This window comes from Aquabacterium olei (assembly GCF_003100395.1).
GTDB lineage: Bacteria > Pseudomonadota > Gammaproteobacteria > Burkholderiales > Burkholderiaceae_C > Aquabacterium > Aquabacterium olei.
The window spans coordinates 3,714,401-3,728,596 of the sequence record NZ_CP029210.1; the positions used below are offsets into that span (position 1 = coordinate 3,714,401).

Sequence of the window (14,196 nt, forward strand, 5' to 3'; positions counted from 1 at the left end):
CCGTGATCGTTTATCGGCAGGCATGTCGGCAACTTGAGCCCGGAGGCCCGTTGCCGGATTCGGACGCCGCGCGTCCGATGGGGGTCAGTGCATCACGACTGGCTGCTGCGCCATGCCGGCATAGCGCTCCAGATAGGCGTCGAATTCCTCGACGCTGGGTGCGCTCTCGATCAGGGCCTCGACGCCTTCCTTGAAGGACTCGGCCAGCGCCCCCTCGATGAAGATCTCCTTGCGGGCGAACTTGTCGACGATTTCGAAGCCACCGCGGGTCAGCGTCGCGGTCGCATCGGCCGGGGCGACGGCATCGCCGGGCAGCTCGATCTGCACGACGGCGTAGCTGTCTGAGTTGTAAAGCATGTGCATGAGCGGGTACTCCAGGGCCCCAAGGGCCTCACCGCGACACGTGGGGGCACGCGTCCAGACTGCAAGGCCATCATGATCGGACCATCGGTTGCGTCACTCCCCGACTTGAGTGCTCGCTTCCGCCTGTGGGCGGGGAGCGTGGCCGAATGCACGCACACGGCGCACCCGGCGGGGCGAGCGGGCGACTCAGCCGCGCATGGCGCGGCGCTTGAGCCACCGCATCAACCCGCCCAGCACGGGCAGCTTCTCGTAGAGCTCTTCGGCCGCGTCCCAGTAGTCGCGGTGGTCGGCAATCAGGCCGTGGGCATCGAAACGCAGGTGCGTCGCCCCCCGGACCACCTGCCAGACGGTGTCGCCCTTGAAGCGGAAGCGGAAATCCCAGGTAAGAAAGGCCTGGTTGCCCTGCGCCAGCCGGTCCCGCACGACGAAGTGCGGCGTGTCGAGCGCGCGGAACATGTGGGCAAACACCGCCTCGATCTCGAGCAGGCCTTCGACCTCGTTGAACGGGTCCTTGAAGCTGGCGTCCACGGCGTAGATGCGATCGAGGTGCCCCAGGTCCTGGGCCTTGAGGCATTCGAAGAAGGCGACCACCCGGGGCAACGCCTGCTGGGCGACGCTGCCGGGCGGGGTGGGCAGAGGGGTCACGCTCATGTCGGTGTCGGCCATGGGGCGGCAAGAAGGTGAAGGCATTGTGCGCCGAGGCGGCGGCGGCTCACACCCCGGTGCCCCGCTTGACAAGCGGGAAATACCACGCATGCGGCAGAAGCCGCATCAACTTGAGCCACAGGGTGAAGCGGCGCGGAAAGTGGATCTCATAGTGCCCGCGCTGCCAGCCCTGCACGATGGCCTCGGCGGCCTGCGCCGGCGTGAGCAGGGCCGGCATCGTGAAGTCGTTGGCCGCGGTCATGGGGGTCTGCACGAAGCCGGGGTTGACGACGGACACGCCAATGCCCAGCGGGGCCAGGTCGAGGTAGAGCACATCGGCCAGGTTGTGCAGCGCGGCCTTGGTCGGCCCGTAGGCCAGGGCCTTGGGCAGGCCGCGGTAGCCTGCCACGCTGGCCACGAGGCTGAGGTGGCCGCTGCCCTGCGTACGCAGCGTGGGCAACACCACTGCGAGCAGGCGCAGCACCCCCTCGTAGTTCACCTGCAGGTGGCGCACGGCCTCGTCAAGATCGAAGTCCTCCGCACGCATGGGCTGGTAGTGGCCAGCGCAGTAAGCCACGAGGTCGAGCCGGCCGGAAGGCGACCACGCCACCAGACGGTCGTGGGCGGCCTGCAGCGCACCGGGCTCGGTGGCATCCACCGGCAGGGCCAGGCTGCCCGGGTGGGCTCGGGCGAATGCATCGAGCGCCGCCGCCTGACGGCCCGACACGGCCACCCGCGCGCCGAGCGCATGCAGCCGGGCAGCGGTGGCCTGGCCGATGCCGCTGGATGCGCCCACCAGCCAGACGGTGCGGCCCTGCCAGTCGGTCACGGGGGGGTTGAGCGCCATGCGAACAGCTCCTGCGGGCGTCAGGGTTTGTGGAAGGACAGCGTGACCTCGCCCAGCGTGATGCCGAACTTGCTCATCACCGCCTTGTTGAGCATCACGTGCTCGTCCATGAGGTACATCCAGTCGTCGAACTGCACGTGGTAGATGCGGCCATCGACCGGCAGCGCCAGCGTGTAGCGCCAGTTCAGCGCATTGCCGGCCGACTGCCCCGTGGCCTGGCCGACCACATCGTCGGCCTCGCCCTGCCAGCGGCCCTGCCCCAGGTCGGTCAGGCGCCAGACGCGGCGCTGCGTGGTGCCATCGCTGTAGACGAAGTCCTCTTCGAGCACGCCCCGTGGGCCGTCCCAGCGGCCGACCAGCTTCACCGTGAAGCGCTTGACGACGCGGCCCGCGCGGTCGGTGAAGAGACCGTGCGCGGTGAGCGGGCCGTTGAAGTAGCTGCGCAGATCGAGGGCCGGCTTTTCGGCGGCGTAGTCGGACGGCGCGGGAGGAGAGGCACAGCCGGCCAGACCACCGGCCAGGCCCAGCGCCAGGCCACCGGCCCCGAGTGCGGACAGCATGCGACGGCGGCCCGGCGACGGTGGGACGGCATGGGCGGAATCGGGCAGGAGATGAGGTTTCATGGTGTCCACCACAGCAGGTTGAATCGGGGGGCCGGGACGCTCAGGCCAGCGCCGGGTGGTGCCGCCAGCGCCAGCACAGGGCGAGCGCCAGCAGCTTGAACAGACAGGGCAGGCCGCCATAGACCAGCCCCAGGGCCAGCAGTGCCTCGGGGTCGCGCGCGCCGGGCGTGTAGCCAAGGGCCTGCAGCAGTGGCAAGGCCAGGCCGGCGGCCAGGGCGAGGTTGAGCTTGGTCGCCCACTGCCACCAGCCGGCGAAGGCCCCCTCGGCCTGGCCGGCCTGGCCTGCACGCTGCACCACGCCGGTCAGCAGCGTGCCGGGCGCCGTGAGGTCGGCCCCGAGCGCCCAACCCGCGGCCAGACACACCAGCAGGTAGCCGGTGGTGTCGCCCGCGCCCAGCGCGTTCACGCAGGCAAAGGCGGCGGTGGCCAGCGCCATGCCCAGGGCCCAGCTGCGCATCGGCCCCAGCCGGGCCAGCACGCGCAGCCACCAGGGCACGCTGAGCGCGCCCGTCAGAAAGTAGGCCCCCAGGCAAAGCGGCGCCCAGGCCGGGGCCTGCAGGCGGTCGTGGATGAAGAACAGCACCAGCGTGGCCGGCACGGCGCTCGCAATGCCGTTGACCAGGAACAGCGCGATCAGCCGCCGGAATCCCGCGAAACGCCACGGGCGCCACAGCGTGCTGGTCGACGGGACCGACTGGCTGTCCGCTGCATGACCCGACGGGGTGGGCCCCCGCCACAGCGCCAGCAGGCCCATGACCAGGGTGCAGGCCAGCGCCACGGCCGTCCAGCCCGGGCCCGCCTGTGTGGCCAGCACATTGGCCAGCAGCACCCCCGCCAGCCCGAAGCCTTCACGCCATGCCACCAGCCGCGCCCGCTGCACCGGCACGCCACCCAACCGCGTGCCCCACGCCAGATGCGCGACGCTGGCCAGGCTGTAGGCGCCGAAGGTGACCAGCAACGTGCCGGCACACCAGCCCAGCAGCGCCCCCTGGCCCTGTACCGGCGGAAAGAAAAGCGCCACAAAGGCCAGCACCAGCACGGCGGCACTCGCCAGCACGGCGCCCCGGGCCCGAGCCGGACGATGCAGCAGGCGATCCACCCAGCCACCCAGCCAGGGGTCGATCAAGGCATCGCCCAGGCGAGTCAACAGCAGGATGGCGCCCAGCAGGCTCAGCGGCACGCCCAGCGTCTGCCCATAGTGCTGCGGCAGCACCACATACAGCGGCACCGCCACGAACGCCAGCGGCAGACCCAGCAGGCCATAACGCGCGCTGGCGGCGTGGGGCAGCGGGGTGGCGCTCATCGTCAAGCGCCTCAGCCCGGCTTGCGCAGCGTGTACTGCACGACGTCGGTGTTGCCCATGTCGAAGGCGGCTTCGCAATAGGCGAGGTAGAACTCCCAGATGCGCTGGAAACGCTCGTCGAAGCCCAGGCGCTGCACCTGCTGGATGTGGCGATGGAACTCGGCACGCCAGCGCCGCAGCGTTTCGGCGTAGTCGGGCCCGAAGGCCAGGCTGTTGACCACCTCCAGGCCGGCACGCGCGGCTTCGGCGCGGAAGGCGGCGTCGCTCGGCAGCATGCCGCCCGGGAAGATGTACTGCTGGATGAAGTCGGTCGACTTCACATAGCGGTCGAACAGGTCATCGCGGATGGTGATGGTCTGCAGGCAGGCGCGGCCACCGGGCTTCAGGCAGCGGTTCAGCGTCTGGAAGTAGCTGCCCCAGTACTCCTTGCCCACGGCCTCGAACATCTCGATGGAGACGACGGCGTCGAAGGGCTCGTCGGCGATGTCGCGGTAATCCTGCAGCCGCAGGTCGGCCCAGGCCGAGAGCCCCGCACCCGCCATGCGGTCGCGGGCCCATTGCAGCTGCTCGGTCGACAGCGTCACGCCGGTGACGTGTGCGCCGCATTCGCGTACGGCGATCTCCGCCAGGCCACCCCAGCCGCAGCCGATTTCCAGCACGCGCTGGCCGCCCCCCTCGGCGCGCACCCCGGCTTCGCGCAGCGCACGCCGCACCTTGGCGTGCTGCGCATCGGCCATGGGCTGGTCGAGGTCGCCCTCGAACCAGGCGCTCGAGTAGCTCATCGTGTGATCCAGCCACAGCCTGTAGAAGGCGTTGCCCAGATCGTAATGCGCATGGATGTTGCGCCGGCTGTTGGCCCGCGTGTTGCGGTTGAGCAAGTGACGGATGCGGTAGGCCAGCCGGCCCCACCAGCGCCCGTAGACGGCCGACTCGATCTGCTCGCGGTTGGCGATCAGCACCTTGAGCAGCGCGGTCAGGTCGGGCGTGGTCCAATCACCGGCGATGTAGCCTTCGGCAAAACCGATGTCACCGGATTTGAGCGCGGCCGAGCACATCGACCAGTTGTGCAGCCGCAGACCGGCACGCAACCCGTCGGCACCCGCGCGTACCTCGCCAAAGTGGGCGGTGCTGCCGTCCGGCCATTGCACATCGAGCACACCGACGCGCAGACGCTTCAGCAGGCGCCACACCATGCGCGCCGCCTGCGGGGCATCGGCCGGCAGGTCGTGCACGGCGCGGGGGGGCGTCGCGGGCTCGGTCGACGCAGAAGAAGCCAGGAGGGTGCTGCGGTTCATGGTGTGCGCGGTCCTTGAGGGCTCGGTGCCGGGCTGCCGCTGACGAAGTCGGCGGGCGGATGTGCAGGTTTGGTGTGAAAGGGCACGCGCTTGAGCCACAGCTTCAAGGCCTGCCAGTGGATGCGGGCCACGACGCCCCAGGTCATCAGCGGCCAGCGCCAGATCGCGCGGCGCACCGCCCGCGGCGTGAGGGGCTCGAGCGCCCCGCTGAGCGCGGTCTCGATCAGCGGGCCATGCGCGTCGTCGTGGTCGACGCGGGCCACGACCCGGTCGCGCGTGCGCAGGAAGCGGAATCGGTACTGCCCGCCCAGCGCGCAGAACGGCGACACGTGGAAGACCTTGGCCGCCTGCTGCTCGCTGCCCCAGCCCAGCGACGGGCCCTGCAGGAGGTAGCAATGGCGCTCGCCAAAGGTGTTGTTGACCTCGGCGACGATGGCGTGCAGGACGCCATCGGCCCGGTGCACGTACCAGAAGCTCACGGGCTTGAAGGCATAGCCCAGCACACGGGGGTAGGTCTGGAGCCAGACCTCGCCGCGCGTCAGTGCCTCATCCCAGGCACCGGCCTCGCGCAGCAGCCCATCCAGCCACGCCAGCGCGTCCGGCCCGCCCGCGCCGTGGTCGGCATCGTGAAAGCTCAACCAGCCGCGCGCATTGCGTCGCACGGCGTCCACGGGTTGCCGGGCCAGCGCCCGCAGCGGCAGCATCCAGAAGTAGCTCGGGTAGGCGAAGGCGTGCCGCGCCGGACGCAGCCGCGTGTGGCGGACCTGGCCAAAGCCGATCAGCGGGCGCACCGGCCCGACGAGATCGGTGGCCTGCGCGAGGCTCATGCCACGCACTCCCGGCTCGCCGGCGCCGCGCCTGCAGAGATGCCCTCGCGGGCCAGCAGGCCGTCGGCGACGAGCAGGCCCGACTTGAGCCCGTCTTCATGGAAGCCGTAGCCTGTCCACGCGCCGGCAAACCACAGGCTGCGGCGCCCCTGGATGCCGGGCAGCGCCTGCTGGGCGTCGATCGCGGCCTGGTCGAAGACCGGGTGGGCGTAATCGAACTCGGCCAGCACCTGGGCCGGATCCGGCTCACGCAGCGGGTTCAGCGAGACCACCACCGGCCGGGTCCACGGCAGCGGCTGCAGGCGGTTGATGAGGTAGTGCAGGCACACACCCCGGTCTTCCTCGGTGGGGGTGGGCGCGCGCTCGTAGTTCCAGGCGGCCCAGGCCTTGGGGCGACGCGGCAGCAACGCGGTGTCGGTGTGCAGGACCGCCCGGTTGCGGTGGTAACCGATGGCGCCCAGTACGTCGCGCTCGGGGGCTGTGGCCCCGGCGCCCAGCAAGGTCAGCGCCTGATCGGAGTGGCAGGCGAAGACGACCTCGTCGAAGCGCTCGCCGCCGGCGGCGGTGTGCACCATCACGCCGGCCTCGCCGTGTTCGCCCAGCACCTGGACGCGCTCGACCGGCGTGGCCAGCCGCGCGTCGGCCAACCCGTCGAGAATGCGCCGCACATACTGACGCGAGCCCCCGGACACCGTGTACCACTGGGGTCGGTTCGCCACCTGCAGCAGGCCGTGGTTGTGACAGAAGCGGATCAGCGTGGCGATCGGGAACTGCATCATCTGATGCACCGGGCACGACCAGATGCAGGCCACCATGGGCAGCAGATAACCTTCGCGGAAGGACGCGCTGAAGCCCTGTTCGTCCAGGAAGGCGCCGATCGGCTGACGCAGCGCGGCTTCACTGCCCCGCTGGGCCAGTTCGGTGGTGAGCCGATTGAAGCGCAACAGGTCGGACAGCATGCGCCAGAACGCCGGGGACACCAGGTTGCGCCGCTGGGCAAACACGGTGTTCAGCGAGGAGCCGCACCACTCGAGCCCGGCGCGCAGTCCCGCCAGCCCCTGCGCCTGGTCGGGGATCTGCACGGAGAACGACATGTCGGACGCGGCGGTGGCCACGCGCAGCTCCTTGAACAACGCGATCAGCTGCGGGTAGGTGCGCTCGTTGAAGACCAGAAAGCCCGTGTCCACCCCATGCGTGACGGGGCGCCCACTGGCGTCCGGCAAGGTCACGTCGACCGTGTTGGCATGGCCGCCGAAATGGCGCCCCGCCTCGAACAGCGTCACGTGGCGGGCGCCAGGCGCCTGGCTCAGCAGGTGGGCGGCACCCAGGCCGGCAATGCCGGCGCCGATGATGGCGATGCGTTTCATGGGTGGGGTCCTCTGGGTCGACCGGCAGGGCGGTCGATTAAATTACCGTTTGGTCACATCATAACCGAACGGTAACGAACGCGCCACAGGCGGCGCTGAAGGGGAAGAACGCCGTCAGCGCGCCTGGTTCAGCAGGCGCTCGATGTCCTGGACAAATTCCTTGTCGTCTGGCGAGGTCATGCTGCTGTAGGCACTCACCGAGCGCCCGTCCCGGGCGATGAGGTATTTGTAGAAGTTCCACTTGGGCGACGTGCCGCTGAGCGCGATCAGCTCCTTGTGCAACGGGTTCGCTGCACTGCCCCGGACGCTGCTTTTCGCAAACATCGGGAACTTCACGCCGTAGGTGTTGTTGCAGAACTCGGCAATCTCCTTGGCCGCACCGGGCTCCTGGTTGCCGAAGTCGTTCGACGGAAATCCCAGCACCACCAGGCCACGGTCCTTATAGCGGCTGTACAGCGCCTCCAGGCCGGCGTACTGCTTCGTGAAGCCGCAGTAGCTGGCGGTGTTGACCACCAGGACAACGCGGCCACTGTACTGGCACAGCGACTGCGGCTTCTCGTCCTGCAGCCGGGGAAAGGTCTTGTCGAGCAGTGCCGGGCAGGTGGCCGGTGCCGACGGGGACACCGGCGGCGGCGCGGCGAGCGCAGACAGAGGGCCCGACAGGCACACGGCCGTCACGAGCATGAACCGCTTCAGGGCGTGTGGCTTCATCTTGTCATCCTTTTTGTCTTGGTCAAAACACCGGTTGGGCCTATATTAGCGACTCGACCAGTGTTCGGCAATGGCGCGTCCAGTGCGCCGTGACCCTGCACACGGTTTGTCCAGTCTTGTCGAGTCAGGGGGCTGATACGCAGGCCCCGCCGTTCCGGATGCAGCCCACAGCATGAACCCGTCTCTGATGATGTCGATCGCCGCCGTCGAACGCGACACCGGTCTGAGCAAGGACACCTTGCGGATCTGGGAGCGCCGCTACGGTTTCCCGAATCCGGCGCGCGATCGCCAGGGCGAGCGCTGTTACCCCGTCGAACAGGTGGAGCGCCTGCGCCTGATCAAGCGGCTGCTGGACGTCGGGCACCGCCCGGGCCGCATCGTGCAGTTGCCCACCGACGACCTGCAGACGCTGGCCGATCGCAGCGCCGACGCGCAGGGCCTGGGCCGCATGGCGCCGGCCAGCCGCTCGCGCCTGGACACCGCACCGACCTGGGCGCCCGGTGCCATCGTCAGCATGCCCGCCCATGCCGACGAGACCTGGGTCGGCCCCTGCCTCGCGTTGATCGATCAGCACGATCACCATGGACTGCATCGCCATCTGCGGCATGCGGCGGCTTCGCTGGGTCTGCTGTCCTTCGTCACCGCGGTGGCCACGCCCTTGCTGGCCCTCGTCGGCGATGGCTGGCTGCGCGGGCGCTTCCAGATCGCGCAGGAGCACTGGGTGAGCCAGCTCGTGCAGCAGGTGCTGCAGGGTGGGCTGTCGACCCTGCCCGAGCCCCTGCCCCAGCAGGCGCCGCGCGTGCTGTTGACCACCTTGCCGGGCGAGCCCCATGCGCTGGGGATGCTGACGGTCGAGGTGGCACTGGCCGTCTGGCAGGCGCAGCCCATCAACCTGGGCGCCCAGACCCCGCTGTGGGATCTTGTGCATGCCTGCGCCGCGCACCGCGCGGACGTGGTCTCACTTGGCTTCAGCAGCGCCGCCCCCGCCACACTCATCCAGGACCTGCTGCCCGAACTGCGGGCCAAGCTGCCCGCCTCGGTGGCGGTGTGGGTCGGCGGACGGCACCCCCTGCTCACGCGTCGCCCGGTGCCCGGCGTGACGGTGCTCGGCGACCTGTCACAGCTGCAGGACACCCTGCTGCGCTGGCGCCAGACGCGCTCGGCCCCGGGACGGCCAGTGCCGTCCCACGAGAGCGACTGACATGAAAATGCCTGCCGCGGACAAGCCGGGGCAGGCAAGGCGATGCCCTCGGCGCGCTCACCTGCGGGCAGGCGAGGCACCGTGCATCGGGTCGGACGCGTGCGGCGGCCTCAGGGTCGCCGGGACGTCACAGGCTGTTGTTCTGATGCGCTGGAGAGCGCGGATCAGGCGTTGGCGGCGGCGCGGCGACGCTTGTACAGCGCGGTGCCAACCAGACCCAGGCCGCCCAGGGCCAGGGTCAGGGACTCGGGCTCGGGGACGGGGTTGGCCATGATGGCGAAGTTGTACGCGCCCGCGTTGTTCAACGAGCCGACGGCATTCCCGGACACCTGCATCCAGAACGTCTTCTGGTTCAGGGTGACGGTGTCAAGGCTGACAGCGGTCGCACCACCGGGCAACGACGTGCCGGTGTAAGGCGTGCCCCACAGCGGCGCACTGCCCGTCATCGTGCCGAGGTCCATGTTGGCAAAGAACGAGACCTTGAGGTCCGTGATGTCGGTCGACAGGAACGGCGACGTGAACTGCAGTTCTGCGAACGAGAACGCCACATTGCCGGGCGGCGGGAAATCCAGCTCGAAGAAGTAGGTGTCGACAAACGCGCCCTGGTTCACGAGCGTCTTGCTGCCAAAGGACACTTCGCCGGCTTGCAGGGTGGCGGCGGTGGAGGTCAGCGAAACGCAGGCAAGTGCGGCCGCTGCGACGATGGAACTCAGCTTCATAAAGAACTCCCGGTGGGTGAGGATGAAGAATTTCTTGGGCATGTGGTCCGTGACAGATCACACGATTTGATGCTGCCGATACATCCCGGGCCGGTCATTGAGAATCCGCAACCGGTAAAGCCACCCCCCTCAGATGAAGGGACGCGACCCTCGACCTTCGGGGGAGAAGCGGTGCCGTTTGCAGCATCCACGCTGCTCACAGGTAACCGCATGCAAGGCATTGCCAGCTGACACATTTCGTGGTCAAACTTGATACTGGCTGATGACCCGCAGCAGCCCCGCAGCCCGCGCGGAAGACGGGCGTTCTGAACCCTCAGGAGTGCCCCTTTGACCGCCCTGCCCCCGCGCCTTCGCGCGTTGCCAGGCTCCGTGCACGACGCCATGCCGGCCTGCGCTGCATGCCCCACTCGGGGTACCTGCCTGTTCACCGGGCTGGGCGAGGGGCCGCTGGCCGACGGCGCCCGGGCCAGCGTCACCAGCCGCGCACTGCGTCTGGCCGAGCAGGTCGAGCGCGAGGGGCAACCGGGCCTGCGGGTGCACGTGGTGCGGCAGGGCACGGTCAAGCTGCAACACCAACACCCCAACGGCCACGTACGCATCGTGCGGCTGCTGGGGCCCGGCCATGTGTTCGGGCTCGAGGCGCTGCTGCACGAACCCTATAGCCACGATGCCGCCGCCGTGGGCCAGGTGACGGTGTGCTCGGCGCCCAGCGCCGCGCTGCTGACGTGGGCAGACCACGACCCCCAGGCCTACGCCAACCTGATGCGCCACTGGAAGGCGAACGTCGATCAGGCCGACTTCGTGATCGACAGCCTGTCGACCGGCACGGCACGCGAACGCGTCTGGCGCCTGCTGCATCACCTGGCGCGCCATCAGCCGGGTGGCGCCTTCGTGGCCCCTTCGCGGGCCGACATGGGCGCGCTGCTGGGCCTGACGACGGAAACGGCGAGCCGCACGATGGCCGCCTTTGCCCGCGAAGGGGTGCTCACGGAACGACGTGGGCTGATGTACCTGACCCCGGGGCGGGGACACGCCGACGCGGCGTGATGCGACCGCGCCGGCAAGAGGGCCCCCGGCAGACCGGAGGCGGCCTTCAGACCACCGGGGCCCAGGGCATCCCGCTGCGCTCCGCAAAAAGCGGGTGACTGCGCGCTTCGGCCTGCGTCAGGACGGGCGTCACACAGGCATCGGCTGAGGCAAAGCGCACCGACCATTCGGCCAGCGTGCGACTGCGCACCCGCGCGGCCACCTCGCCGCACAAGGCGCGGGCATCGGGGGCGCCGGGCGGGATGCCGCGTTGCCAGTGCCGCTCCACCCAGTCAGGCCGCTCGAACACGGCACAGGCGGCACGCCAGAACTTGTGCTCCAGCGCTCCCACCGCGAGATGGCGCCCGTCGGCCGTCTCGTACAGCCGGTAGCAGGGCAGGCCGCCGTTGAGCAAGTCCTCGCCCGCGCCAGGCGTGTGCCCCAGCACCGGCCCCAGCAAGGCAGCCGTGGCTTGCGGCATCACCAGGTGAGCATGCAGCGCATGCGCCATGCTCACATCGATGTGGCGGCCGCGCCCACTGCGCTGCGCCGCATGGAGGGCCGCCAGCACGGCAATCACCGCCATCGAGGCCCCACCGGCCAGATCGCCCCACTGCACGTTCGGCAAGGCCAGCTCCCCCGTGGGTGCGCGGGTCTGGTCCAGCACGCCGGACAAGGCCATGAAGTTCAGGTCGTGCCCGGCCTTGCCCGCCCATGCACCGCTCTGGCCATACCCCGTGATGGACACCATCACCAGCCGCGGATGGCGCGCGTGCAGCGCGGCCGCGTCCAGGCCCATGCCGGCCAGCACGCCGGGGCGGAAACTGTCGAGCATCACGTCGGCGGTGGCCAGCAGGTCGCGCAGGCCCGCCAGGTCATCGGGCGCGCGAAAGTCGACCCGCCGCGTGGCCTTGCCATGGTTCAGCGCAGCAAACAACGTCGGCAGCGCACGGGCCGGGTCGCCCTCCGGCGGCTCGACCTTGATGACCTGGGCGCCCAGGTCGGCCAGCATGCGGGAACCGAAGGGCCCGGGCAGGTTGCGGCTCAGGTCGACCACGGTCACGCCTTCGAGCAGGCCGCCCAGGCCGGCGCCGGCCAGCGCGCTCATGCGGCGCCCTCGAACAGGCAGCCTTCATCGGCCATCTTGACGACACAGGCCGCTGGCTCAAACCGTGAGCCATACCGCTGCGCCAGCTGCCGCGCCCGCTCGACAAAGCGCGCCGGACCGACCGCATTGATGAACTGCAGCGCCCCGCCCTGGTGGGGCGCAAAACCCCAGCCGAAGATCGAGCCGATGTTGGCATCGGCCACCGAGCGCACCACACCTTCTTCAAAGCAGCGTGCCGCTTCGTTGGCCTGGGCGTAGAGCAGCCGGTCCACCAGCTCGACCTGATCCGGCTGGTCTGCGTGCGGCGGATACAGCGTGGTCAGCTCGGGCCACAGCCGCTTGTCCTTGCCGCTGTAGTCGTAAAAGCCCTGGCCCGCCTTCTTGCCGACGCGGCCGTGTGTGGCGCCCACGTTCACCAGCACGGCATGGGCCGGGTGCACCGGCGCCGTCCGGCCTTCCTCCTCCAGGTCCTTGCGCGTCTGCTCGGCAATGTGCAGCGACAGGCTCAGCGAGACCTCGTCCTGCAGCGCCAGCGGCGGCATCGGCATGCCGGCCTTCAGCCCGGCCACCTCGATCGAGCGCGGGTGCACGCCCTCGCCCAGCATCGCCATGCCCTCCATGATGTAGGTGGCGAACACGCGCGAGGTGTAGAAGCCGCGCCGGTCGTTGACCACGATGGGCGTCTTGCCGATCTGGCGCACATAGTCGAAGCCGCGGGCGAGCGTGGCGTCGCTGGTCTTCGCACCCACGATGATCTCGACCAGCGGCATCTTGTCGACCGGCGAGAAGAAGTGCAGGCCGATGAACTGGTCCGGCCGGACACTGGCCTCGGCCAGGCCGGTGATGGGCAGCGTCGAGGTGTTGGACGCATACACCGCCGTGGCCGGGATCACCGCCTCGGCCTGCTCGGTGCAGCGGGCCTTGATGCCCCGGTCTTCGAACACGGCCTCGATGACCAGGTCGCAGCCGGCCAGGTCTTCATAGCGCGTGGTGGGCTGGATGCGGGCCAGCAGCGCGTCGCGCTGGTCGGGCGTGCTCTTGCCGCGTGCGATGGCCTTGTCCAGCAGGCCTTGCGAGTAGGCCTTGCCCTTGTCGGCCTGCTCGAGGGTGGTGTCCAGCAGCACCACCTCGATGCCGGCCTTGGCCGACACATACGCAATGCCCGCGCCCATCATGCCGGCGCCCAGAATGCCGACCTTCTTCACCGTGGACTCGGGCTGGCCCACCGGGCGCGACTGGCCCTTCTTGATCGCGTTGAGCTGGTGCCACAGGGTGCCGATCAGGTTGCGGCTGGTCTGCGAGACGACGCAGGCGGCGAAGTAGCGCGACTCGATCTGGCAGCCGGCATCGAAATCGAGCAGGCCGCCTTCGAACAGGCAGCTCATGATGTGGGTGAGCGCCGGATGGTTGCCGTGCGCCTTGGCATTCGCCATCGAGGGCGCAATGGCCAGCACCTGCACCACGGCCGGGCTCTTGCTGTCGCCACCGGGGATGCGGAAGCCCTTGGTGTCCCACGGCTGCGCGGGCTTGGGGTTGGCGCGACACCAGGCCCTGGCCTGGGCGAGCAGATCGTCACGGGTGGCGGCCAGCGCCGTGACGAGGCCCATCTCCAGCGCTTTCTGGGCACCCAGTTCCTTGCCCTGGGTGATCAGGTCCATGGCCTTCTGGATGCCCACCAGCCGCAGCACACGTTGCGTGCCGCCGCCACCCGGCAGCAGGCCCAGCTTCACTTCGGGCAGGCCGAGTTTCAGCTTCGGATCACTGAGCGCGATGCGGGCGTGGCAGGCCAGCGCCAGCTCCAGGCCGCCGCCCAGCGCCGTGCCGTTGAGTGCGGCCACCACGGGCTTGCCACAGGTTTCCATGCGGCGCAGCAGGCGCTTGAGGTCTTCGCACAGCGCAAAGGCCTCTTCGGCCGTGCGGATCTGGGCGAGCTGGTCGATGTCGGCGCCCACCACAAAGGTCGGCTTGGCCGAGGTCAGCACCAGGCCCTTGAGCGTGGTGTCGGTTTCCAGCTGGTCCACCAGCCGGGCAAAGGGTTCGAGCAGCACCGGGTTGAGCACGTTCATCGCGCGGCCCGGCATGTCGAGGGTCACGAGGCCGATGCCATCGGCGTCCACCTCGAGCGTGAAGGCATTGTTCTGGATCATGTGATGAGCCTTTC

General features: G+C 69.4%; 14 protein-coding genes. 2 read left to right on the top strand and 12 right to left on the bottom strand.

Annotated elements, in window-relative coordinates; genetic code table 11:
• Positions 1–84 precede the first annotated feature (84 nt).
• From DEH84_RS16600 to DEH84_RS16640, 9 genes are all read right to left on the bottom strand, one after another.
• Positions 85–363: a BTH_I0359 family protein gene (locus tag DEH84_RS16600; RefSeq protein ID WP_109037943.1), complete on the bottom strand. Its 279-nt coding sequence runs from the start codon at positions 361–363 to the stop codon at positions 85–87.
• A 186-nt stretch (positions 364–549) separates the two neighbouring features.
• Positions 550–1,014 (bottom strand): nuclear transport factor 2 family protein, encoded by a 465-nt coding sequence (locus tag DEH84_RS16605; RefSeq protein ID WP_109038464.1) that lies wholly within the window; start codon positions 1,012–1,014, stop codon positions 550–552.
• Between the two features lie 61 nt (positions 1,015–1,075).
• Positions 1,076–1,855, bottom strand: a complete 780-nt coding sequence (locus DEH84_RS16610; protein ID WP_109037945.1) for an SDR family NAD(P)-dependent oxidoreductase — start codon at positions 1,853–1,855, stop codon at positions 1,076–1,078.
• A gap of 20 nt (positions 1,856–1,875) precedes the next feature.
• Positions 1,876–2,415: a DUF3833 domain-containing protein gene (locus DEH84_RS16615; protein WP_109038465.1), complete on the bottom strand. Its 540-nt coding sequence runs from the start codon at positions 2,413–2,415 to the stop codon at positions 1,876–1,878.
• Between the two features lie 103 nt (positions 2,416–2,518).
• Entirely contained in the window at positions 2,519–3,781 is a 1,263-nt protein-coding gene (locus DEH84_RS16620) for an MFS transporter (protein WP_109037947.1), read from the bottom strand.
• Between the two features lie 11 nt (positions 3,782–3,792).
• Complete coding sequence (locus tag DEH84_RS16625; RefSeq protein WP_109037949.1) at positions 3,793–5,076, bottom strand: SAM-dependent methyltransferase; 1,284 nt, start codon at positions 5,074–5,076, stop codon at positions 3,793–3,795.
• Entirely contained in the window at positions 5,073–5,903 is an 831-nt protein-coding gene (locus DEH84_RS16630; protein WP_109037950.1) for a DUF1365 domain-containing protein, read from the bottom strand. Before DEH84_RS16630 ends, DEH84_RS16625 begins: the two co-directional genes overlap by 4 nt.
• Positions 5,900–7,270: an NAD(P)/FAD-dependent oxidoreductase gene (locus DEH84_RS16635; protein ID WP_109037952.1), complete on the bottom strand. Its 1,371-nt coding sequence runs from the start codon at positions 7,268–7,270 to the stop codon at positions 5,900–5,902. The genes DEH84_RS16630 and DEH84_RS16635 overlap by 4 nt, the downstream gene beginning before the upstream one ends.
• Positions 7,271–7,384: 114 nt before the next feature.
• Positions 7,385–7,981 (bottom strand): glutathione peroxidase, encoded by a 597-nt coding sequence (locus tag DEH84_RS16640; protein ID WP_109037954.1) that lies wholly within the window; start codon positions 7,979–7,981, stop codon positions 7,385–7,387.
• 172 nt (positions 7,982–8,153) lie between these two features.
• Between DEH84_RS16640 and DEH84_RS16645 the strand changes: the two genes are divergently transcribed.
• Positions 8,154–9,182 carry a MerR family transcriptional regulator gene (locus DEH84_RS16645; protein ID WP_109037956.1) on the top strand — a complete coding sequence of 343 codons (1,029 nt, stop codon included), beginning with the start codon at positions 8,154–8,156 and terminating at the stop codon, positions 9,180–9,182.
• A gap of 164 nt (positions 9,183–9,346) precedes the next feature.
• Here DEH84_RS16645 and DEH84_RS16650 read toward each other — a convergent pair whose 3' ends face one another.
• Complete coding sequence (locus DEH84_RS16650) at positions 9,347–9,943, bottom strand: FxDxF family PEP-CTERM protein (protein ID WP_109037958.1); 597 nt, start codon at positions 9,941–9,943, stop codon at positions 9,347–9,349.
• Positions 9,944–10,228: 285 nt separating this feature from the next.
• On the opposite strand from DEH84_RS16650, the gene DEH84_RS16655 reads away from it, so the two are divergent.
• Positions 10,229–10,948 (top strand): Crp/Fnr family transcriptional regulator, encoded by a 720-nt coding sequence (locus DEH84_RS16655; RefSeq protein ID WP_159099016.1) that lies wholly within the window; start codon positions 10,229–10,231, stop codon positions 10,946–10,948.
• A gap of 46 nt (positions 10,949–10,994) precedes the next feature.
• On the opposite strand, the gene DEH84_RS16660 is transcribed toward DEH84_RS16655, so the two are convergent.
• Positions 10,995–12,035 carry a CaiB/BaiF CoA transferase family protein gene (locus DEH84_RS16660; RefSeq protein WP_109037962.1) on the bottom strand — a complete coding sequence of 347 codons (1,041 nt, stop codon included), beginning with the start codon at positions 12,033–12,035 and terminating at the stop codon, positions 10,995–10,997.
• Positions 12,032–14,182, bottom strand: a complete 2,151-nt coding sequence (locus tag DEH84_RS16665; protein ID WP_109037964.1) for a 3-hydroxyacyl-CoA dehydrogenase NAD-binding domain-containing protein — start codon at positions 14,180–14,182, stop codon at positions 12,032–12,034. Before DEH84_RS16665 ends, DEH84_RS16660 begins: the two co-directional genes overlap by 4 nt.
• Between the last annotated feature and the right edge of the window lie 14 nt (positions 14,183–14,196).